The organism is Mycobacterium sp. pR1184 (assembly GCF_041287235.1).
Lineage (GTDB): Bacteria > Actinomycetota > Actinomycetes > Mycobacteriales > Mycobacteriaceae > Mycobacterium.
Map to the genome: position 1 here is coordinate 12015 of NZ_JBGGKR010000013.1, position 21985 is coordinate 33999.

General features: G+C 68.4%; 17 protein-coding genes and 1 pseudogene. 7 read left to right on the plus strand and 11 right to left on the minus strand.

What is annotated here, in order from left to right; translation table 11 throughout:
* Positions 1–22: 22 nt before the first annotated feature.
* The 3 genes and pseudogenes from argB to argC form a co-directional block, all read right to left on the minus strand.
* Positions 23–919: an acetylglutamate kinase gene (gene argB, locus ACAG21_RS21260; protein ID WP_370498249.1), complete on the minus strand. Its 897-nt coding sequence runs from the start codon at positions 917–919 to the stop codon at positions 23–25.
* The gene (gene argJ / locus ACAG21_RS21265; RefSeq protein WP_370498250.1) at positions 916–2154 is read right to left on the minus strand and encodes a bifunctional glutamate N-acetyltransferase/amino-acid acetyltransferase ArgJ; all 1239 of its coding nucleotides are present in this window, start codon (positions 2152–2154) and stop codon (positions 916–918) included. The genes argB and argJ overlap by 4 nt, the downstream gene beginning before the upstream one ends.
* Positions 2151–3210, minus strand: a pseudogene (gene argC, locus ACAG21_RS21270) (N-acetyl-gamma-glutamyl-phosphate reductase). Before argC ends, argJ begins: the two are co-directional and overlap by 4 nt.
* Positions 3211–3382: 172 nt before the next feature.
* On the opposite strand from argC, the gene ACAG21_RS21275 reads away from it, so the two are divergent.
* Positions 3383–5335, plus strand: a complete 1953-nt coding sequence (locus tag ACAG21_RS21275; protein WP_370498251.1) for an MFS transporter — start codon at positions 3383–3385, stop codon at positions 5333–5335.
* Positions 5336–5338: 3 nt separating this feature from the next.
* Here the strand turns inward: ACAG21_RS21275 and pheT are convergent, their stop codons facing one another.
* The 4 genes from pheT to ACAG21_RS21295 all read right to left on the minus strand — a co-directional run bounded on the left by pheT (position 5339) and on the right by ACAG21_RS21295 (position 10802).
* On the minus strand, positions 5339–7834 hold the full coding sequence (pheT, locus tag ACAG21_RS21280; protein WP_370498252.1) for a phenylalanine--tRNA ligase subunit beta: 2496 nt from the start codon (positions 7832–7834) through the stop codon (positions 5339–5341).
* Positions 7834–8877: a phenylalanine--tRNA ligase subunit alpha gene (pheS, locus tag ACAG21_RS21285; RefSeq protein WP_370498253.1), complete on the minus strand. Its 1044-nt coding sequence runs from the start codon at positions 8875–8877 to the stop codon at positions 7834–7836. The genes pheT and pheS overlap by 1 nt, the downstream gene beginning before the upstream one ends.
* A gap of 143 nt (positions 8878–9020) precedes the next feature.
* Positions 9021–9842 (minus strand): rhomboid-like protein, encoded by an 822-nt coding sequence (locus ACAG21_RS21290; protein ID WP_370498254.1) that lies wholly within the window; start codon positions 9840–9842, stop codon positions 9021–9023.
* 57 nt (positions 9843–9899) lie between these two features.
* On the minus strand, positions 9900–10802 hold the full coding sequence (locus ACAG21_RS21295; protein WP_370498255.1) for an adenylate/guanylate cyclase domain-containing protein: 903 nt from the start codon (positions 10800–10802) through the stop codon (positions 9900–9902).
* Between the two features lie 201 nt (positions 10803–11003).
* On the opposite strand from ACAG21_RS21295, the gene ACAG21_RS21300 reads away from it, so the two are divergent.
* Complete coding sequence (locus tag ACAG21_RS21300; RefSeq protein WP_370498256.1) at positions 11004–12035, plus strand: oxygenase MpaB family protein; 1032 nt, start codon at positions 11004–11006, stop codon at positions 12033–12035.
* Here the strand turns inward: ACAG21_RS21300 and ACAG21_RS21305 are convergent.
* The 4 genes from ACAG21_RS21305 to infC all read right to left on the minus strand — a co-directional run bounded on the left by ACAG21_RS21305 (position 12032) and on the right by infC (position 14153).
* Positions 12032–12823, minus strand: a complete 792-nt coding sequence (locus tag ACAG21_RS21305; protein ID WP_370498257.1) for a TrmH family RNA methyltransferase — start codon at positions 12821–12823, stop codon at positions 12032–12034. The genes ACAG21_RS21300 and ACAG21_RS21305 overlap by 4 nt on opposite strands.
* Before the next feature lie 5 nt (positions 12824–12828).
* Positions 12829–13218, minus strand: a complete 390-nt coding sequence (gene rplT / locus ACAG21_RS21310) for a 50S ribosomal protein L20 (protein ID WP_370498258.1) — start codon at positions 13216–13218, stop codon at positions 12829–12831.
* An 89-nt stretch (positions 13219–13307) separates the two neighbouring features.
* Positions 13308–13502 (minus strand): 50S ribosomal protein L35, encoded by a 195-nt coding sequence (gene rpmI / locus ACAG21_RS21315; RefSeq protein WP_090601731.1) that lies wholly within the window; start codon positions 13500–13502, stop codon positions 13308–13310.
* Positions 13503–13544: 42 nt separating this feature from the next.
* Positions 13545–14153 carry a translation initiation factor IF-3 gene (gene infC / locus ACAG21_RS21320; RefSeq protein ID WP_370498392.1) on the minus strand — a complete coding sequence of 203 codons (609 nt, stop codon included), beginning with the start codon at positions 14151–14153 and terminating at the stop codon, positions 13545–13547.
* 455 nt (positions 14154–14608) lie between these two features.
* Here infC and lysX point away from each other — a divergent pair, with 455 nt between their 5' ends.
* The 5 genes from lysX to ACAG21_RS21345 all read left to right on the plus strand — a co-directional run bounded on the left by lysX (position 14609) and on the right by ACAG21_RS21345 (position 21936).
* Positions 14609–17941, plus strand: a complete 3333-nt coding sequence (gene lysX, locus ACAG21_RS21325) for a bifunctional lysylphosphatidylglycerol synthetase/lysine--tRNA ligase LysX (RefSeq protein WP_370498259.1) — start codon at positions 14609–14611, stop codon at positions 17939–17941.
* Positions 17942–18090: 149 nt separating this feature from the next.
* Positions 18091–19503, plus strand: coding sequence for an alpha/beta hydrolase (locus ACAG21_RS21330; RefSeq protein WP_370498393.1), 1413 nt, complete (start codon positions 18091–18093; stop codon positions 19501–19503).
* Between the two features lie 6 nt (positions 19504–19509).
* Complete coding sequence (locus ACAG21_RS21335; RefSeq protein ID WP_370498260.1) at positions 19510–19947, plus strand: DUF6653 family protein; 438 nt, start codon at positions 19510–19512, stop codon at positions 19945–19947.
* A gap of 9 nt (positions 19948–19956) precedes the next feature.
* On the plus strand, positions 19957–20187 hold the full coding sequence (locus ACAG21_RS21340) for a hypothetical protein (RefSeq protein ID WP_370498261.1): 231 nt from the start codon (positions 19957–19959) through the stop codon (positions 20185–20187).
* A gap of 30 nt (positions 20188–20217) precedes the next feature.
* Positions 20218–21936, plus strand: a complete 1719-nt coding sequence (locus ACAG21_RS21345; RefSeq protein ID WP_370498262.1) for a serine/threonine-protein kinase PknH/PknJ — start codon at positions 20218–20220, stop codon at positions 21934–21936.
* Positions 21937–21985: the final 49 nt, after the last annotated feature.

Sequence of the window (21985 nt, forward strand, 5' to 3'; positions counted from 1 at the left end):
CGCTCGGCGACAGGAAAGGTCCTCACGCCGCCACCACCTTGGTGCCGGTCCCGGCGTGGGTGAACAGCTCGACCAGCACGCAGTGCTTGACCCTGCCGTCGATGACATGTGCGCTGGGCACGCCCGCGGTGACCGCCCGCAGACACGCTTCGACCTTCGGGATCATGCCCGCCTCCAAACTGGGTAGCAGTTGCGCCAATGTGGCGGTGTCGATTTCGCTGACCAGCGAATCGCGGTCCGGCCAGCTGGTGTACAGGCCTTCGACATCGGTGAGCATCAACAGCTTTTCGGCACCCAGCGCCTCGGCCAGCGCGGCCGCGGCGGTGTCGGCGTTGATGTTGTGCACCACACCCTCGGCGTCGGGCGCCAGCGTCGATACCACCGGAATACGCCGCGCCGCAATAAGATCCAGCACCGCGGCGGTGTTGACCTTATCGACGTCACCCACCAGGCCGATGTCAGTGGCCACGCCGTCGACGGTGACGCTGCGCCGCACCGCCGTGAACAGCTGGGCGTCTTCGCCGGTGATGCCGACGGCATAGGGTCCGTAGGCGTTGATCAGGTTGACGAGTTCCCGGCCGACCTGTCCGAACAGCACCATCCGGGCCACGTCGAGCACTTCCGGTGTGGTGACCCGGAATCCGCCTTTGAAGTCACCCTTGTCGATGCCGAGCCGGCGCAGCATCGCGGTGATCTGCGGGCCGCCGCCGTGCACGACGACGGGATGGATTCCGCAGTTGCGCAGGAACGCCATGTCGGCGGCGAAGGCCTGACGCAGCGACTCGTCGGTCATCGCGTTGCCGCCGTATTTGACCACGACGATCTTGCCGTGCAACTGGATGAGCCAGGGCAGTGCTTCGGCGAGCACTTGTGCTTTGACTTGAGTGGACAGTTCGTCGGTGCTGATGTTCGCCGTCATGTGCTGTAGGCCGAGTTCTCTTCGACGTAGGCATGCGACAGGTCGGTGGTCCGGATCGACGCTTCGCCGTCGCCGAGGCCGAGGTCGACGATGACGTCGATATCGGTCCCGGACAGATCCACGTCGCGTGAGCCCGGCGCCCCGGTCCCGTTGAGGCAGACGGTAAACCCGTTGAAAGACACGGTGATTCGATCGGGATCCACGAACACCCCCGGCGCCAGGCCGACGGCGGCCACCACCCGGCCCCAGTTGGGGTCCGAACCGAACATCGCCGTCTTGACCAGGCTGTCGCGGGCGACCGCGCGGGCGGCCGTCACGGCGTCGGCCTCGCAGGACGCGCCGGTCACCGTCACGGTGACGCGCTTGGTCACCCCCTCGGCGTCGGCTTGCAGCTGACGACACAGGTCGTCGCAGACCTGCCGCACGGCGTCGTCGAGCTCGGCCTGAGACGGCGTGATCCCGCTGGCGCCGGAGGCCAGCAGCAGCACGGTGTCGTTGGTGGAGCAGCAGCCGTCGATGTCGAGCCGATCGAAGGTGCGCGCGGTCGCGGCGCGCAGTGCGTGGTCGAGTGCCGCGGAGTCGGCGACCGCGTCGGTGGTCAGTACACACAACATGGTGGCCAGTGAGGGCGCGAGCATGCCCGCTCCCTTGGCCATCCCACCGACCGTCCAATTGCTTTGATGGTGCAGCGCAACCTTTTTCGGCACCGTGTCAGTGGTCATGATCGCCTGGGCGGCCTCGTCGCCACCGCTGAGCCCGCCGTGCATCTCGTGCACGATGTGCGTGACACCGTCGAGCACCTTGTCCATCGGCAGCCGGTCGCCGATCAGCCCGGTGGAGCACACGGCGATCTCCACGGCCCCGGTCTCGGTTCCCCAGTCCGACAATGCGCGAGCGACCGCCTCCGCGGTGGCGTGCGTGTCCTGGAAACCGCCGGGCCCGGTGCAGGCGTTGGCACCGCCGGAGTTGAGGATCACCGCACGCAAACGGCCGGTGGTGAGCACCTGCTGAGTCCACAGCACCGGCGCGGCCTTGACCTGGTTGCGGGTGAACACCCCGGCGGCCGCGTAGTCGGGTCCTTCGTTGAACACCAGCGCGAGGTCGCGTGCACCGGAAGCCTTGATCCCGGCGGCGATTCCGGCCGCCCGGAAGCCGGCGGCCGCGGTGACGCCCTGGGTGCGCACCAGCCGCGCAGCGGATGCCTCGGTGGGCTCTTCGGGAACGACGTCAGTCATGGCGCCACCCCGACCACCGAAAGTCCTTGGGTCTCCGGCCAACCCAGCGCCAGGTTCATCGACTGCACGGCGGCGCCGCCGGTCCCCTTGACCAGGTTGTCGATCGCGGCGATCGCAACGAGCGTCTCGGCGTCCTCGTCGACCGCGACGGCGACGTGCGCGGCGTTGCTGCCGATCACCGAGCCGGTGCGGGGCAGCTGTCCCTCGGGCATCAGGTAGATGAAAGGTTCGCCGTCGTAAGCCTTTTCGTATGCCGCCCGCACCTGCGACAGTGGCGCCTTGGTGCGCGCGGTGCAGGTGGCCAGGATGCCGCGGGAGGTGGGGATCAGCACCGGGGTGAACGACACCGTGACGTCGCGATCGGTGACGGCCCGCAGCCCCTGAGCGATCTCGGGCGTGTGCCGGTGAGCGCCGGCGATGTTGTAGGCCCGCGCCGACCCGATCACCTCGGAGCCGAGCAGGTCGGGTTTGGCGGCGCGCCCCGCTCCTGAGGTGCCGCTGACCGCGACCACCGTGACGGCCGGTTCGACCAGGTCCTCGGCCACCGCCGGCAGCAATGCCAGCAACGCCGCGGTCGGATAGCAACCCGGCACCGCGACGCGGCGGGTGCCGCGCAGCCGCTCCCGGGCGCCGGGCAACTCCGGCAGGCCGTAGGGCCAACTGCCCGCATGCGGGGATCCGTAGAACCGTTCCCACGCGGCGGGATCGGTGAGCCGGAAGTCCGCACCGCAGTCGATCACCAGCGTCTCGGGGCCGAGCTGTTCGGCCAGCGCCGCCGAATGTCCGTGCGGCAAGCCCACGAAGACCACGTCATGTCCGCGCAGCACGTCGAGCTCGGTGGGCTCGACCACCCGCTGAGCCAGCGGTGTGAGATGCGGGTGGTGCTCGCCCAGCGCGCTGCCTGCGCTCGCCGCAGCGGTCACCGAGCCGATCGTGAGCCGACCATCGGCATAGGCGGGGTGCCCGAGCAGCAGGCGCAGAATCTCCCCGCCGGCATAACCGCTGGCACCGGCAACCGCCACCCTTATTACGTCGGCCATTTCGTCGATTCTGCATGGTTATGCGAATCATTGCAAATTCATACTCAGCTGCCATGGGTTCGGGCACGACAACCGGTCGTTGCCTCGTCGCGGGGCCTGCAACTCGCGTCTCGTCTTCGCTTGTCGTGAACGTTGGCGTTACTCGGCGCGGGTATCTGGGATGGGTGCGCCTGCCGACCCCGGAGTCCGTGTCGCGGAACCCCAAGCTGCGCCGGCTCGTGGTGGGGCGCTTGCTGGCGACGGTCGCCGAGTGGATGTGGTACACCGTCACGACGGTGTACGCGTTCACCCTCTCCGGGGTGGGCGCGGTCGGGGCCATCAGCGTCGCCGCCGTGCTGCCGGCCGCGCTGCTGTCGCCGACGCTGGGCTACGTCATCGACAAGTACCCCCACGAACGCATCCTCACCGGGGTGTTTGCGATGCGCTTGGTCTCGATTGTGGTCACGGCGATCTCGGCGGCATTCTTCCCGGCGGTGTCCATCCTGGTCGCGGTGATCGGGGTCGAGGGCACCACCACCATGTTCGTGCGGCCGACGACCGCGGCGCTGCTGCCGTCCATCACCCAGCGACCCCAGGACCTGGTTCGCGCGCATGCGGCACTGGGCACCACCGACAAGATGGGCATCCTGATCGGGCCGGTCACGGGCGGCCTGATGCTGGCGTCCACGTCACCCGCCGCGGCGCTCAGCGTCTCCGCCGTCTTCGCGCTGGGTGCCGTGGCCGCGGTGATGGCCGTGCGGGTGGACCTCGCGGAGCGCCTGCACGGCGCCACCGGCAACGGTCCCCGGCATGCGCTGAGCGAAACCGCCAAAGGGGTCCGCACCGTCGCCGGACCCCACGTGCGTTCGATCGTCGTCATGACTGCGCTGGCGTTCCTGATGCTGGCCGCGAGCGAAGTTTTCGTCGTGCCGTTGGCGATCGACCTCCTGCACTGGGGCAAGGCCGGTCCCGGCGTGCTGACCGCCCTGATCGCCGGCGGCGGATTGCTCGGCGGGTTGGGACTCGGTGCGATCGGCAAGCGCCGGCTGGGCCCGTGGTTCGTCGTCGCCGGGGCCGTCATGGCCCTCGCGCTGACGCTGATGGCGGCCGCCCCGCACTATGCCGTCGTGCTGGCCTCCACCGTCGCGTTCGGCGCCGGGAGTGCCCTGGTGATGATGGCTGGCCAGGTGCAGATCCAAAGTCTGATCCCGCTGTCCGCGGGTGGGCGGGTGCTGGGCGCGGTGGAAGGCCTGAGCCAGTTCGCGATGGCCGCGGGCGCGTGGGCCACCACACGCGTGACCCAGGGCTGGTCGTTGCGCATCAGCCTGCTGGCCCTGGCCGTGCTGACGGTGTTGGCCATGCTGGCGGTCGCGCGCTCGTTGCTGCGCACCGACGCCAGGGTCGCGGCGACCCGTGAGCGGGTGGGTGCCCTCGACGAGATCGAACTGTTCGCTCCGCTGACCAACGTGTTGCGGGAACGGATCGCCACTCAGATCTACCGCGAAGAGGTCGGCGGCGGCGAGGTCGTCACTTACCAAGGTGAGTACGGCGACTCCTTCTACATCGTGGAGTCCGGCACCCTCGACGTATGCGTCGACGGGCGCCACGTCCGCTCGCTGACCGCGGGCGATTTCTTCGGCGAGCTCGCCCTGCTGCACGACACCACCCGCAGCGCTACCGTGCGCGCGACGTCGGGGTGCCGGCTGTGGGTGCTCCCGCGACGGGCGTTCCTGACGGTGCTGACCGGCTTTGACCCGACGGGTCAGACCATCGACGCGGCGTCCGCCGAGCGACAAGCGAACATGCCCGCGACCGCGAACGGCCGCGACGCCGCGCTGGCGAGTGCACCACTGCTGGCCGCGCTGCCCGCAGAGACCATCCGCGACCTGGCGGCCTCGGCGACCACCGAGGGATATGACACCGCCACCGTCGTCTTCGGCGAGAACGACCCCGCCCGCGACGCGTACTTCATCGTCGACGGGCGCGTCGATTTCGAGCGGGCCGGCGAACGCATTCGCGCGCTGGGCCCGGGCCGGATCTTCGGCGAGGTCGCCGTGTTGCGGCCAGGCGCGACCCGCGCGGCCACCGCCACCGCCGCCCCGGGCACCGTGTTGTGGCGACTACCCGGCGAGCAACTGCGGGCGGCCGTCAGCCAAAGCTGAAGCCTAGGCGCGCATTTCGGCGCCGACGGCCTCGGCGGCGCGGCGCACCGCGGCGTCGCGGGCCGCGCTGGCGTCGTCCTCGGTCAGCGTGCGGTCCGGGGCGCGGAACCGCAGCGCGAAGGTCAGCGACTTGCGATTCTCGCCGATCTGCGGGCCGGTGAACACGTCGAACAGCTGCATGTCTTCCAGCAGCTCGCCGGCTCCCTCGCGCACCGCGTCGGCCACCGCCTGGGCCGGTACGTCGGCGGCCACCACCAGGCTGACGTCCTGGAAGACGGCCGGGAACGGTGACACCCTGGGCGCCGGCAACAGCTCGCTGATCGGCAGCGCGTCGAGGTCGAGCTCCAGGGCGCAGGTCCCCTTCGGCAGCCCCGACCGCTCGATGACCGCCGGATGCAGTTGACCCGCGTGGCCGATGACGGTGTCGGCGACGACAACCTCGGCGCAGCGGCCGGGATGCCATGGCAGGTACTGCGCCGCACGCAAGGTGACGTCGATTCCGCTGGCGCGCGCGATGATTCGCACCGCCTCCAGGGCGTCGGCGGCGTCGGCGGCGCGGCCGGGGCCCCACGGGCCCCGGGGTTCGCGCAGCCCGGCCAGCACCGCGGCGACGTGCTGGGGCTGGCGGGGCAGCGATGTGTCCAGCGTCGCGATCTCGGCGTCGGTGGGCCGGCGGTGGACCGGGATCAACTCGACGCCGCGGGTCTGCTCGGTCGGCCGCACCACCTGCGCGATCGCATACAGCGCTACGTCGACCAGGCCCCGGGATACGTTGCGCCCCAACGCTTCCAGTAATCCCGGCAGCAGCGTGGTGGCCAGCTCCGGGCGGTCGGCGTCTAGCGGGTTGAGCACCCGTGTCGCGGTGCGCCGCGGATCGTCGGCCGGTAGGCCCCACAGGTCGAACACACCGGCCGGCAAGAACGGGGTCGGCAGGATCTCGACATACCCGGACTGCGCGAGCGACTTCCCGATCGCGCGGCGGCGCTTTTGCACCCGCGTCAGGCCGCGCCCGGCCGGCGCCGGCGGCAGCAGCGACGGAATGACCTCGAGGCCCTCGAGCCGCAGCACCTCCTCGACGAGGTCGGCAGGCTGCAGCAGGTCGGGCCGCCAGCTCGGCGGGGTCACGATCAGCGTGTCACCGTTTTCGGTTACCGCGGCACCGATTTGGGCCAACCGCCGGGTCGTCGTACCCGCGGCGTACGCCACACCGGCGAAACGGTCCGGCAGGTCGGCGGCAATCGAGATCGCCGGCTGCGACCAGTCGTCGCGGGGCGGATCCCCGCGCCAATCGGTCAGGGTCGGCGATACTTCTGCGCCGGTGATGTCGGCCAGCAGCGCAGCACAGCGGTCCAACGCGGCCACCGAAATGGCCGGGTCGACGGCGCGCTCGTAGCGACGCGCGGCCTCGCTTGGCAGGTGCAGTCGCCGCTGGGTGCGCGAAATGGCGGCCGGATCCCACACCGCGGCTTCCAACAGCACGTCGGTGGAGTCGTCGCGCACCTCGGTGCTCGCCGCGCCCATCACGCCGCCGATCGCCGTCGTCGCGACGTCGTCGACGATCAGCACATCAGCCGGATCGAGTTTGCGCTCAATGTCATCCAGCGTGACGACGGTCTCGCCGGGCTGAGCGAAGCGCACCTTGAAGCCCCCGGTGATGCGGTTGCGGTCGTGGGCGTGCATCGGGTGGCCAAGTTCGAGCATCACGTAGTTCGTCACGTCCACGGCCGGGGACATCGCGCGGATGCCGGACAGCAACAGCCGGCGCTGCAGCCACCATGGTGAGACCGCGGCCGGATCGATGCCGGTGACCGGGCGCAGCGCGAACCGCTGCACACCGGTCTCGGCCTGCACGGTCAGCGGCCACGCCTCGCCGTCGGCCGGCAGTGGCTTGACGGCGCTTTCGGATGCCGGGTCGACGAAATTCAGGTCGTAGGCGCAGGCGATCTCGCGGGCCAGGCCGCGCACCGACATGCAGTAGCCGCGGTCCGGCGTGATGGCCAGGTTGAAGACCACGTCGTCCAGCCCGAGCACCTCGGCGCCGCCGGCACCGGGTTCGGCGGTTCCCGGCGGCAGCACCAGAATTCCGGAATGGTCTGAGCCCAAGCCGAGTTCGGACGCCGAGCAGATCATTCCATCGGAGCTACGGCCGTAGGTTTTGCGGGCGGTGATCGCGAACCCGCCGGGCAGCGTGGTGCCGGGCAGCGCCACCAGCACCAGATCACCCACTGCGAAGTTGGTTGCGCCGCAGATGATTCCACGATCATCACCCTCGCCGACATCGACCAGGCAAGCGCGGATCGGCTTCTTGAATTCGGTGAGCTCCTCGATCGCGGTCACCCGGCCCACGGTCAATGGACCTTCGACCGGGCCCAGGGTGAGGACTTCCTCGACCTCGTGGCCGATGCGCACCAGCGTCTGCTCGAGATCGGCGGCGGCGACATCCCAGCCCGGCGCCCCAGCGGCAACCACCTCACGCAGCCAGCTATACGGAATACGCATTACAGCCCCACCCCGAACGGCAGCGAGAACCGGATGTCACCTTCGACCATGTCGCGCATGTCGGGGATGCCGTTGCGGAACTGCAGGGTGCGCTCCAGGCCCATCCCGAATGCGAAGCCCGAGTAGACCTCGGGATCAATCCCGGCGGCGCGCAACACATTTGGATGAACCATGCCGCAGCCGCCCCATTCGACCCAGCCGGCACCCCCCTTCTTGCCGACGAACCACACGTCGACCTCGGCGGAGGGCTCGGTGAACGGGAAGAAGTGCGGCCGGATCCGGGTGCGCGCCTCGGGGCCGAACTCCGCGCGCGCGAACGCATCCAGGGTCCCGCGCAGGTGCGCCATCGACAGGCCGCGGTCCACGGCGAGGCCCTCGACTTGGTGGAACACCGGCGTGTGGGTGGAGTCGAGTTCGTCGGTGCGGAAGGTGCGGCCGATCGAGACGATGTAGACCGGTAGTTCGCGCTCTAGCAGCGTGCGCACCTGAACAGGCGAGGTATGGGTGCGCAGCAGCTGGCGGGAATCATCCGGCGCGACGTAGAAGGTGTCCTGCTCGCTGCGCGCCGGGTGGTCGGGCGGGAAGTTCAGGGCGTCGAAGTTGAACTGCTCGGTTTCGACCTCGGGCCCCTCGGCCAGTTCCCACCCCATCGCGATGAAGGTGTCCGCGACGTGTTCGGCCAGGATCGTGATCGGGTGCCGGGCGCCGGGAGGTTGGCGGGTCGAGGGCAGTGTGACGTCGATGCTTTCGGCGACCAGCACGGCCGCGTCGCGCTCGGCACGCAGCACCGCCAGCCGTTCGTCGTAGGCACTTTGCACCTCGCCGCGAGCGGTGTTGACGCGCTTGCCGGCCTCGGAGCGCTCCTCCTTGGGCAGCGCGCCCAGCGACTGTCTCGCCAGTGCGATCGGCGAACGGTCGCCGAGGTGCTCGGTCTTGATCTGCGCCAGCGCTTCCAGACTGCCGGCGCCGGCCAAAGCCCCGCGGGCGGCATCGACGGCCTCGGCCAACGCTTCCGGCGACAGGTCGACGGGTTGATCACCCACGCGGCGACACTCTCCTTGCTGACGAGGCGGTAGGGGCTGCCCGTATTGCCAGCGCGCGGTGCTGAAAAACAGGCACGGGTCGAGTGCCGATCATATGTGACCGAGCCTGGTGAATTGAACGCGCTTCGCCGGGCAGCGATGGATTAGCCGACCAGGGCCGGCTGCAGCGCGGTGGGCGCTTCTCCGGCGTCTGCCGCCGAGACCGGCGCTGTGTTGCGCGACGCCCTGAGCTGGGCGAGCTTGTACGCCACGAAGGCGCCGAGGGACCCGACGACCGGAGCCGCGGCCATCGTTCCCCAATGGTGAGCCAGGACCAGGAAGCCGAACCCGGACGACGCCACCAGCATCGCGATCAGCACCGGCGTCCAGCGGATCGGTTGACGGAACCGGGCCGACACCAGCACGCCCAGGATCACGGCGACGGTGTGCCCCGCGTCGGTGAAGTCGGCACCGATGATCGCCGAGGCCAGGCCCGCCGAGATCCACCAGCCGATCCACGCCGGACGCCACCGCTGCGGTATCGCGGCCGTCATCGCGCCGAGCACCGCCAGGGCGCCATAGCTCATCCCGACGTCGCTGGCCCGCGAGATCGAAATCGGCAGCCAGCCGAACTCGACCGCGGAGGCGAGCGCGGCGGCCACCACCAACGTCGCGCCGATGTGACCGACTACGAACGCGATCACCAACCGGATGGTCTGCAGATGCAGCTCAGCCAGCGCCAGCAGGCAGGTCAGGAACGGCAACCAGAACCACAGCGGACCGGCGTCGACGACCAGCGCGCTGCCCAGCAGGGTGCCGATGTGTCCGTGCGCCAGATTGTGCAGGTTGGTGCTGGCACGCGCGACGATGACGTCGTGCGCATGCTGGCCGAGCATCAGGATGGCGCAGCTCACGGCAAGCAGCACCGCGGCATACCCCACGGTGAAACGGATCCGGCCGAGCCGGGAAAGGAATCCCCCAAGCATTGAATCCATTATGAGGGCTAAATTGTTTCGTCCTCGTGATGGGACGCTGTGACTTCGCTAATAGTATTCCAGGCGGTATATCGCCAAGTCCGGCGGGATGCCCGGGGTCTTGGGCGTAAACATGGATTTACGTGCGCGTTTAGCGACGACACCCAAGGCGTCCAGCTCGTTCTGCGGGATCAGATCCAGCGCCGCACCCGAGATCATGATGCCGCCCTTGGTGGCACGATCCATCACGCGAGCGGCGATATTGACGTCGACACCGAGCCAATCGGCGGCCAGCCGCTGCGGCCGCCCGGTGTGGATCCCGACCCGCATCCGGGGGCGATAGCCACCCACCTCGACCTCCCGCATCGCGGCATCGGCCTCGACCACGGCCCGCACCGCGACGTCTGGACGCCGGAACACCGCCATGATGCCGTCGCCCATCCGCTTGACGATGTGGCCGCCGGCATCGAGCAACGGCGGCTCCACCGCGCGGGCCACCTGGCGCAACAACGTGAGCGCCGCATCGTCACCGGCCTGCAGCGACCACGTCGAGAAGCCGACCAGGTCGGTGAAGACGAGCGTCACCTCCGGCTTCGCCGGCCGGCGCGACACCGCTTCGGTCAGTGCCTGCCAGACCTGCAGCACGCCGAGACTGACTTCGCGCGACACCGCGTCGCGATCCCCCAGCAGCCGATCGGCGGCGCGGGCCGCCGCCCGCGGGCCGCCATCGCCCGCCGTCGACAGCGGATCGCCGAATTCGGGATCGCCCGGCAACATCCGCCGCGCCCGCCGGATGAAGGCCACCGCGCCCGGGCTGCGATTGGCGGTCTGCCACCACTGGATCGCGGTGTCTTTCGACACCGGAGGTCGTCCCGAGGAAAAGGTGGAGCCGGGAGGCGTCACCGTCGTCACCGAATCCGAGTCCTCTTCATAGGACTCGCCCGGATCCGGATCGCGCGGCGCGAGTTCCACCTGGCAAGGGTAAGTAGTTTCGGGGAAGCCGGGCAATGACGCCTGTCCGGTTTGTGTCACACATCGCATCAAACTGACTGATCACGACGCTGCCACGCGTGCGTGGAATCTCGGTAACGGCTTCGCGTGGCGCGCGCCGAAACGCGGACAACACGCGTTGTCAGAGTTATCGTGAGCTCACTGCGCAAGTAGGAGGTCGTGATGACAACCGCATCGACCACACCCGCTGATCCTCTTGGGCCAGATTCCCTTACCTGGAAGTACTTTGGCGACCTGCGCACCGGGATGATGGGCGTCTGGATCGGGGCGATCCAGAACATGTACCCGCAGCTCGGCGCTGGCGTCGAGGAGCATTCGATCCTGCTGCGCGAGCCGCTGCAGCGGGTGGCCCGGTCGGTGTACCCGATCATGGGCGTGGTCTACGACGGCGATCGCGCGCCCCTGACGGGCGAGCAGATCAAGCACTACCACGACACCATCAAGGGGATTGATGCCGAAGGTCGTCGCTACCATGCACTGAACCCGGAGACCTTCTACTGGGCGCACGCCACCTTCTTCATGCTCATCGTCAAGGTCGCCGAATACTTTTGCGGCGGCCTGACCGAGGCCGAGAAGCGCCAGCTGTTCGACGAGCACGTGCAGTGGTACCGGATGTACGGCATGAGCATGCGGCCGGTGCCGGGGTCCTGGGAGGAATTTCAGGAGTACTGGGACCGGGTCTGCCGCGACGAGCTGGAGATCAATCAGGCGACCCTGGACATCTTCCGGATCCGCATCCCGAAGCCGAAGTTCGTCCTGATGCCCACGCCGATCTGGGACCAGATCTTCAAGCCGTTGGTCGCCGGGCAGCGCTGGATCGCGGCCGGGTTATTCGAGCCGGCGGTGCGCGAGAAGGCGGGCATGCGCTGGACGCCGGGCGACGAAATCCTGCTGCGGGTGTTCGGCAAGCTGATCGCGCTGGCGTTCCTGGCGGTGCCCGACGAGATCCGGCTGCATCCGCGGGCGCTGGCCGCCTACCGCCGCGCCGAGGGCCGGGTTCCGCTCGATGCGCCGCTGGTCGAGGCACCCGAGTTCATGGCGCCGCCACGGGACCGCCGCGGGCTGCCGATGCACTATTGCCCCCCGGGTTCCCTTCGCACTAAATCGCTGATCGAGCGGGCCGGGTCGCTGGTGCACACCACGCTCTCGCTGGCCGGGCTGCGCCCCGCCGGTGGGCGCAAAAGGGCCGCTTAGAAACCCTGCAGCACGCCCAACGCCTGGGCGCTCTGGTACAGGCAAATCGCTGCGGCGGCAGCCACATTCAGGCTCTCGGCGCCGCCCGACATCGGGATGCGCACGCGATGGTCCGCCTGGTCGGTGATCTCCTCGGGCAAGCCGTGCGATTCGGGGCCGAACAGCCATGCCGTCGGCCTGCTCAGCAGCTCGTCGGCCTCGTCCAGCCGCGTCCCGCCGTCGACGGTGGTGGCCAGCGCCTGGAGTCCGGCGGCGCGCACCGCGCCCAGCACCGCGTCGACATCAGGGGCGGCGACGACCGGAAGCGAGAAGATGCTGCCGGCCGACGCACGCAGGCACTTGCCGTTGTAGGGGTCGACGCTGTGCCCCGCGAGAATCACCGCCGCAGCGCCCATGGCGTCGGCGAGACGGATCAGCGTGCCCGCGTTGCCCGGCTCGCTGATCTCGACGGCAACGGCGACCAGCCGCGGTGAGCCGGCCAGCGCCTGCTGCAGTCCGGTTGCCGGCATGTCGCAGACCGCGACCAGCCCCGCCGGAGTAACGGTGTCGGACAAGGCTTTTGCGGCACGATCGGTGACCACGTGGACCGGACCTTGCTGGGCGGCCAGCAGGGTCGCGTGCCGCTGCGCGGCCAGTTCGGTGACGAACACCTCGCGGACCAAGCCGCGCGACGACGCGGCCTCAACCAGATTTTGGCCTTCGGCCAGGAACTGGTTCGCCCGTCGCCGCACGATGTGGCGATGCAATTTGACCGCCGCGGCCACCCGGGCCGAGCGCTCGGTGAGCACCGGGGTTAAGCAGCTTCTCCGGAGGGCGCGTTGACGTCCTTGGGCAATGCCGCCCGGGCGACATCGACCAGCGCGGTGAACGCGGCCGGATCGGTGATCGCGATGTCGGCAAGGTTTTTGCGGTCGACTTCCACGCCGGCGGCCTTGAGGCCATGGATCAGCCGGTTGTAGGTGATGTCGTTGGCGCGGGCCGCCGCGTTGATCCGCGAGATCCACAGCTTGCGGAACTCACCCTTGCGGGCGCGGCGGTCGCGGTACGCGTACTGCAACGAATGCAGTTGCTGCTCTTTGGCTTTGCGGTAGAGCCGTGACCGCTGGCCGCGATAGCCTTTCGAGGCCGTCAGGACGCTGCGCCTCTTCTTGTGGGCGTTGACTGCCCGCTTCACGCGTGCCATGGATGTTCCTACTCTCGTTCAGACGTAACTGGTCTTAGGTGCCGTGCCGGGTTCGGTGTCTGCCCGGCCGGCTCTCGGTGTGGCTGAGGTCAGCCGTTCAGCATCGCGTTGACACGCTTGGTGTCGTTGGCCGCAACCTCGGTGCGGCCGTCGAGCCGCCGGGTGCGCTTGCTCGGCTTGTGCTCGAGCAGGTGTCGACGATTGACTTTCTGGCGGACGATCTTGCCGGTCCCGGTACGCCGGAATCGCTTGCTCGCCCCGCTGTGGGACTTGGCCTTGGGCATGTTTCCTCTGGTTCTTACTGTGTTCGCGGTTTGGCTGTCAGGTCAGTTCGGTGCAGCTGCGTCGTCGCCGGTCTCGTCGGCGGCCGGCTCCGGCGCGGGTCTCGGGTCATCCGGGTGCTGCGCTTTGGCACGGGTTTTCGCGCCGCGGTGCGGTGCCAGCACCATCGTCATGTTGCGGCCGTCCTGCTTGGCCGACGTTTCGACGAATCCGTACTCGGCGACGTCCGCGCCCAGACGCTGCAGCAATCGGTAGCCCAGCTCGGGCCTGGACTGCTCGCGTCCGCGGAACATGATGGTGACCTTCACCTTCGATCCCGCCTCCAGGAAGCGGATTACGTGGCCCTTCTTGGTCTCGTAATCGTGATCGTCGATCTTGGGTCGCAGCTTTTGCTCTTTGACCACGGTCTGCTGTTGGTTCCGGCGGGATTCGCGCGCCTTTTGCGCCGCCTCGTACTTGAACTTGCCGTAGTCCATGATCTTGCAGACCGGCGGCCTGGCGTTCGGGGCGACTTCGACGAGGTCGAGATCGGCGTCCGCGGCGACGCGCAATGCGTCTTCGATGCGCACGATGCCTACCTGCTCCCCCCCTGGGCCGATCAGTCGGACTTCAGGTACGCGGATGCGCTCGTTGACGCGGGTCTCAGTGCTGATGGGGCCTCCCTTGTTGGGCTTTTCGTCGTCTCGCAACGACCGGTGACTCGGGCCCGTCGGGATTCAGTGGTGGAAACGCCACACCATCAGCAAAAAAGCCCTGCAGAAGCAGGGCCCAATGCCGACCGATCACGGCCGAAACGCATTCAGGCCGTTCGCGCCGTGCGCGAAACAGGCACCTTGCGGTGCCGGTGACCGGACCGCTACGCCTTGAAATACTTCGCGGCTAGCGGTGGGAGTGGGACTCCACTTAACTGTCCCAGGCCAAAGCCGGGATGGTCGCGGAGCAAGTCTAGCAGCCATCGGGCGTCTCCCTGCATTTCAGCTGCCGGAGACCACCCCGGGCGGGCGTCCGGAACCGAGCGATCGCGCCGGGCCCGAGACCGATAACTAGTCTCGACCTGATTGGCGCTTCGCCAGGCATTTCACGGTTTAAAGGCTTATCCTCGCGGTCTGTGACTCTCGCTTCTGCTGCTTCGGGGCCTCGTTCGGGCAGCCGGTCGAATTCCCGGTACCGGTGGGTACCGGCGGCGGCCGGCTGGACCGTCGGCGTCATCGCCACCCTGTCCCTGATCGGCAGCGTGTCACCCCTGATCCGGTGGTTGATCAAGGGCCCGCGGGAATTCATCAACGACTACCTGTTCAACTTCCCGGACACCAGCATCGCGTGGTCGTTCGTGCTGGCGCTGCTGGCGGCGGCGCTGACCGCCCGCAAACGCATCGCATGGTGGGTGCTGCTCGGCCAAATGGTGCTGGCCGCATTCTGGAATGCCGCCGACATCGCCGCCGGCGACAACACCGCCGCCGAAACGTTCGGCGAGAACCTCGGGTTCGCGATGCATATCGTCGTGATCGTCCTGCTGCTGTTGAGTTATCGGGAGTTCTGGGCCAAGGTGCGCCGGGCGGCGCTGTTCAAAGCGGCCGCCGTCCTGGTCGTCGGGGACGTGATCGGAATCCTGTTGTCCTGGGGTCTGGTCGAGCTCTTTCCCGGATCGCTGGCCCGGCAGGATCGGCTGGGCTACGTGGCCAACCGGGTCGTGGGGTTCGCGCTGGCCGACCCCGACCTGTTCACCGGCAAACCGCATGTTCTGCTCAATGCGATCTTCGGGTTGTTCGGCGCGCTCGCCCTGATCGCGGCGGCGATCGTGCTGTTCCAATCCCAGCGCGCCGACAACGCGCTCACCGGCGAGGACGAGTCCGCGATCCGCGGACTGCTCGAGCTGTACGGGAAGAACGATTCACTCGGCTACTTCGCCACCCGACGCGACAAGTCGGTGGTGTTCGCCCATAGCGGCCGCGCCGCGATCACCTACCGAGTCGAGGTGGGCGTCTGCCTGGCCAGTGGCGATCCGGTCGGTGACCCCCGGGCCTGGTCGCAAGCCGTCGAGGCATGGCTGGGGCTGTGCAAGACCTACGGCTGGGCACCCGGCGTGATGGGCGCCAGTTCCCAAGGAGCCCAGTCGTATCGGGAGCGCGGCCTCAATGCGCTCGAGCTCGGCGACGAGGCCATTCTGCGGACCGCCGATTTCAAGCTGTCCGGCCCGGACATGCGCGGGGTGCGTCAGGCCGTGACGCGGGCCCGCCGGGCCGGGCTGACGGTCCGCATCCGCCGGCACCGCGACATCAGCGCCGAGGAGATGGCCGAGACGATCGCACGCGCCAACGCCTGGCGCGACACCCAGTCCGAGCGCGGGTTTTCCATGGCGCTGGGTCGACTGGGTGATCCCGCCGACGGGGAGTGCCTGCTGGTCGAGGCACTGGATCGGGACGAGCAGGTGGTCGCGATGCTGTCGCTGGTGCCATGGGGAAGCACCGGGGTCTCCCTGGATGTGATGCGCCGCTCCCCCAACTCGCCCAACGGCACCAACGAATTCATGGTCAGCGAACTTGCCCTGAACGCCGAAGGGCTTGGTATCAACCGTGTTTCGCTGAACTTCGCGATGTTCCGATCGGCGTTCGAGCAGGGCGCGCAACTCGGCGCCGGCCCGATCGCGCGGCTGTGGCGGGGGCTGCTGCTGTTCTTCTCCCGATGGTGGCAGCTGGAGACGCTGTACCGCTCCAACATGAAGTACCAACCCGAATGGGTTCCCCGCTACGCCTGCTACGAAGACGCCCGGCTGATCCCGCGGGTAGGTGTCGCCTCGGCCATGGCCGAAGGCTTCCTGGTGTTGCCGTTCAGCCGGCGCGACAAGGTACACACCGGGCACCACTCGGCCGTGCCGGCCAGGCTCGCGGAATCGGGGTTGCTGCACGAAGACGGATCGACTCCCGACGTCAGTGGGCTCAAGCGGGGCGACGAAGTCGACTCCGAGGAGTACCGGCGACGGCTACCCGAACAGGTACGGGTCCGCCTAACCAAGCTGAGAACGCTGCAGCGCAATGGAATTGACGCCTACCCGGTGGGATCTGCGCCCAGCCACACCATCGCGCGCGCCCTCGACAGCGACGACCAGGACACGGTTTCGGTAGCGGGCCGGATCTTGCGAATCCGCGACTTCGGCGGCGTGCTGTTCGCCGAACTGCGTGACTGGTCGGGCGAAATGCAAGTGCTGCTGGACAATTCGCGCCTGGAGTCCGGCCGGACCGCCGATTTCACCGCGGCCATCGACCTCGGCGACCTGGTCGAGATGACCGGGCACATGGGATTCAGCAAGCGCGGAACCCGCTCATTGATCGTCAGCGACTGGCGAATGGTCGGGAAGTGCTTGCGGCCGTTGCCCAATAAGTGGAAAGGGCTGACCGATCCGGAAGCGCGGGTGCGCACCCGCTATGTCGACCTGGCGGTCAATGCCGAGTCACGCAATCTGGTGATGGCCCGCAGCAGCGTGCTGCGTTCGGTGCGGGAAACGTTGTTCGCCAAGGACTTCATCGAGGTGGAAACCCCGATCCTGCAGCCGATTCACGGCGGGGCCGCGGCCCGCCCGTTCGTCACGCATATCAACACCTACGACATGGACCTGTTTCTGCGCATCGCGCCCGAGCTGTATCTGAAGCGGTTGTGCGTCGGCGGCGTGGAGCGAGTGTTCGAACTGGGCCGGGCCTTCCGTAACGAAGGTGTCGACTTCAGCCACAACCCAGAGTTCACGCTGCTGGAGGCCTACCAGGCACATGCCGACTACCGGGTGTGGATCGACGGCTGCCGCGAGCTCATCCAGAACGCCGCCGAGGCGGCCAACGGCACACAGACCGTGCTGCGGCCGCACCCGCACGACGACGGCCGACTCGAGCCGGTCGACATTTCCGGGGAGTGGCCGGTGAAGACCGTGCACGACGCGGTCTCCGACGCACTCGGCGAACGCATCAACCCCAACACGTCGCTGAGCGCGTTGCGCAAGCTGTCCGACCGCGCCCGCATTCCGTATCGGGATCACTGGGACGCCGGCGCAGTGGTGCTGGAGCTCTACGAGCACCTGGTCGAGGGCAGGACCGAGGCGCCGACGTTCTACATCGACTTTCCGACGTCGGTGTCACCGCTGACCCGGCCACACCGCAGCCAGCCCGGCGTCGCCGAGCGGTGGGACCTGGTGGCCTGGGGTGTCGAGCTGGGCACCGCCTACAGCGAGCTCACCGATCCGGTGGAGCAGCGCCGCCGGCTGCTTGCGCAGTCGCTGCTGGCCGCCGGCGGTGACCCCGAAGCCATGGAGCTCGACGAGGACTTCCTGCAGGCCATGGAATACGCGATGCCGCCCACCGGCGGGCTCGGGATGGGTATCGATCGGCTCGTGATGCTCATAACTGGACGCAGCATCCGCGAGACACTGCCATTTCCGCTGGCCAAGCCGCATTAGCCCAGTTATCGGGGCCTGCGCGACGGCGGCGCCGGGAACATCGGTTGAAGATGTTCCGGGATGGTTAACAATCGATCACAATGGATCGCGTGACACCGCCGGCGCCGGATGCCACCGGACAGTTGTTGGCAAGTAGCCATACTTCCCTGATGCACGGCTGGGTGCCGCTCACGGTCCAGGTCGTCACCGCGCTGGTGCTGACGCTGGCTGTCGGCTGGCGTTCCCAGCGCTGGCGGACGGTCTGCCTGCCCCTGGCGGCCGCGACCGGTGTTGCCGTGGCGTACGGAACGCATTGGTACGTCGTCGATCAGGGTCTGTCTGAGGAACCCGCGCCGGCCGCGCTGTGGTTGTGGACCGCGGTCGCCGGCATGGCCGCAGCGGTGCTGCTGCTGGGCTGGCGCGGCGCTCCGGGCTGGCGGCGCGGCGCGGCGCTGGTCTCGGTACCGCTGTGCCTGCTGTGCGTCGCGCTGATGCTCAATCTGTGGGTGGGCTACTTCCCCACCGTGCAGGCCGCGTGGGGTCAGTTCACCTCCGGCCCGCTGCCCGACCAGACCGATCGGGCGACCGTTACCGCGATGGCCGCCAAGGGAACTCGGCCGGCGCACGGCAGTGTCGTGCCGGTGGTGATCCCGTCGTCCGCCTCGCACTTCAAGCACCGCGGCGAGCTGGTGTACCTGCCGCCCGAATGGTTCGCGACCAGCCCGCCGCCGGCGCTGCCGACGGTGATGATGATCGGCGGGCAGTTCAATACCCCGGCCGACTGGACGCGGGCGGGCAATGCGATCAAGACGATCGACGACTTCGCCTCGGCCCACCACGGCCAAGCCCCGGTGCTGGTGTTCGTGGATTCCGGCGGGGCTTTCAACAACGACACCGAATGCGTCAACGGCATCCGCGGCAACGCTGCCGATCACCTCACCAAAGATGTTGTCCCCTATATGGTTACCAGCTTCGGCGTCAGCGGGGACCGGGCCAACTGGGGCGTGACGGGCTGGTCCATGGGCGGCACCTGCGCGGTGGACTTGACCGTCATGCACCCGGACATGTTCAGCGCGTTCGTCGACGTCGCCGGCGACTTCTTCCCCAACGCCGGCAACAAGGCGCAAACCATCAGCCGGCTGTTCGGCGGAAACGCTGACGCGTGGGCGTCGTTCGACCCGAGCACGGTGATCAACCGGCACGGCCGGTATCACGACGTGTCCGGCTGGTTCGCGATCTCGTCGGACGACCGGCCTGCCACGCACGCGATCGCGGACACCGCGGCACTGCGGCTGGCGCAGCGCGATGCCGCCGCCAACCCGAGCGACCAGACCGCGGCCGCCTATTCACTGTGTGCGCTCGGCCGTGCCAATGGCATCGACTGCGCGGTGCTCCCCCAGCCGGGTAGGCACGACTGGCCATTCGCCGATCGGGCCTTCGCGGCCGCGCTGCCGTGGCTGGCCGGCCAGCTGGGCACGCCCGGCGTGCCGCGGGCTCCGTTGCCCGGCACGTCGCCTGGCGAGGCGACTCCGGTCGCGCCGGTGGTGGTCCCGGCCCAGCACGCCAACACCGCGCCAAGGTAACTGCCGGTGGCGTCTATTGCGCGGCTGCGGCGGGCGCTGTTCGCCCGGCACTGCAACCCCTGGAGTGCGTGGACGCGTTGGGCCAGCGCGCCGTTGATCCTGGTGCCGGCCTGGACACGGCGGCGCAGGCACGCGGTCTGGCTCGCGGTGTGGATGGCGGCCAATCCGTTCGTCTTCGGCAAGCCCCGGCAACTGCACGGTTGGTCGACCCGGGCGATGCTCGGCGAGGAATTGTGGATCAGCCGGCGTCCCCTCGACGGTGCCACCGTGGTCAGCGGGCTGACCTCGGTGACGGCACTGGTCGCGCTGGTAGCCGCCCGCCGCCATCGGTTGCTGCTCGCGGCGGTCGCCACCAGCCTGCAAATGTCGCTCACCCTGGTCTATTGGGAGCAAATGGTGCGTTATCTCGAGCGCCAGCGGCAGGACGCAGCCACGCCGCAGTAGCGTGGCAACATGCCCGACGAACCAGCAAACCCCGCACCCGATCCCGGGTACGACAGCGCGGGTGTACCGACCTTCGACTCGGTGCGTGAGAAGATCGAAACCCGCTACGCGGCGTCCCTGGGCGACGCGGAACTCGACGCCGAATCCCCGCCCGTCGACGAGCAATACGAGGAGCGCCAGCGCGCCGCGGCCGAACGGTTGGCACAGATCCGGGAGTCGATGCGCGCGGATGAGCAGTAGGGCTGTTGGCTTGACGCCGGGGGGACATCGATGAGTGAAACGCGCGTTGGTAGCCGGTTCGGGCACTACCAGCTGCGCCGACTGCTGGGCCGCGGCGGGATGGGCGAGGTCTACGAGGCCTACGACTCCGTCAAAGACCGGGTGGTGGCGCTGAAGCTGGTGTCCGCGCAAGTGAGCTCCGACGACGTCTTCCGCCGGCGCATGCAACGGGAGGCGCAGACCGCGGGACGGCTGGCCGAACCGCACATCGTGCCGATCCACGACTACGGCGAGATCGACGGTCAGCTGTTCATCGACATGCGGTTCATCGAGGGCGAGGACGTCGGCTCGGTGCTGCGCCGCAGCGGGCCGCTGCCCCCGCCGCGCGCCGTCGCCATCGTCGAGCAAATCGCGTCCGCGCTCGATGCCGCGCACCGCTCGGGTGTCATCCATCGCGACATCAAGCCGGAGAACATTCTGCTCACCGAGGGCGACTTCGCCTACCTGGTCGACTTCGGCATCGCCGCCGCTGCCACCGATCAGCGGGTCACCAAAACCGGTGCCGCCGTGGGCAGTTGGAACTACATGGCACCGGAGCGGTTCGGCAAGCAGGACCCCACCTACCGAGTCGACATCTACGCACTGGCCTGCCTGCTGTACGAATGCCTCACGGGCGCAACGCCTTTCCAGACCGACAGCCTCAGCAGCCTGATGGCCGCGCACATGATGGAGCCGATCCCGCGGCCCAGTCAGCGAAACCCGGCAGTCCCGGCAGCATTCGACGGGGTCATCGCCCGCGGTATGGCCAAGAACCCCGAGGACCGGTATGTCACCGCCGGCGATCTGGCGCAGGCCGCCTTGCACGCGCTCAGCACCCGTGACCAGGACCGGGCGACCGACCTGATCCACCACAGCCAGCACTTCGCCCCGCCGCCGCAACCATGGACCCAACCGGCAACCATGCCCCCGACCTGGGTCGCCAACCCGCCACCCTGGACCCCGGCCCCGCCACCCAAGCGCAGGCTGGGGCTGATGATCGCCGCGATCGCGGTCGTCGTCGCGGCCGTTGCCGGCACCGGGATCTGGGCGGCCGTGCGCAAGCCCGGCGCGTCGCATCCCGACACCGCGCTCAGCACCACCACCGCCGTCACCACCACCGTGACACCGACCACCGCGCCTACCAGCGCTGCACCGACAGTTACTCCCGCACAACTGAATTCAATCCTGGCGCCGATCGACCTGGTCAACGTTCTGATGGGCACCACCGGAATGATCGTCGACCACAGCGTCACAGAGATGGCAGACCACGGCCCCGACAGCACATTGTCGGATGACAAATGCCTGGGAGCACTCATCGGCTTTCAAACCAAGACCTACAAAGGCAGCGGCTATACCGCGATGCTTGCCCAGCTGCTGGAGAAGCCGCAGAGCGACCCCGGTTACGTCGTGGTGCAGGGCGCTGTGATTTTCGCGTCAGCCAACCAGGCCCAGACATTTGTGGCGGCGCAGGTCGATGCCTGGCGAAGCTGCGCCGGCCGAACCGTGACCCAGGTCAACAAGGGGGTCACGTCTGAGTGGACCTTCCGGGAGGTCAGCGGCAATCCGCCGGACATCGCCCTGCAGCACACGTTGGCCAACAGCCCGGTGGCGTGCCAGCACGTGCTGTCCGCGGTCTCCAATGTGGTTCTCGACGTCAACGGCTGCGCGCCCGGAATCATCAACCAACCCCGGCAGATCGCCAACGACATGGCGACACGGATGCGCGGCTAAACCGTTGCGGTGCAAGCGAACAGCGCGCCGGAGGACCTGACCGGCGGCA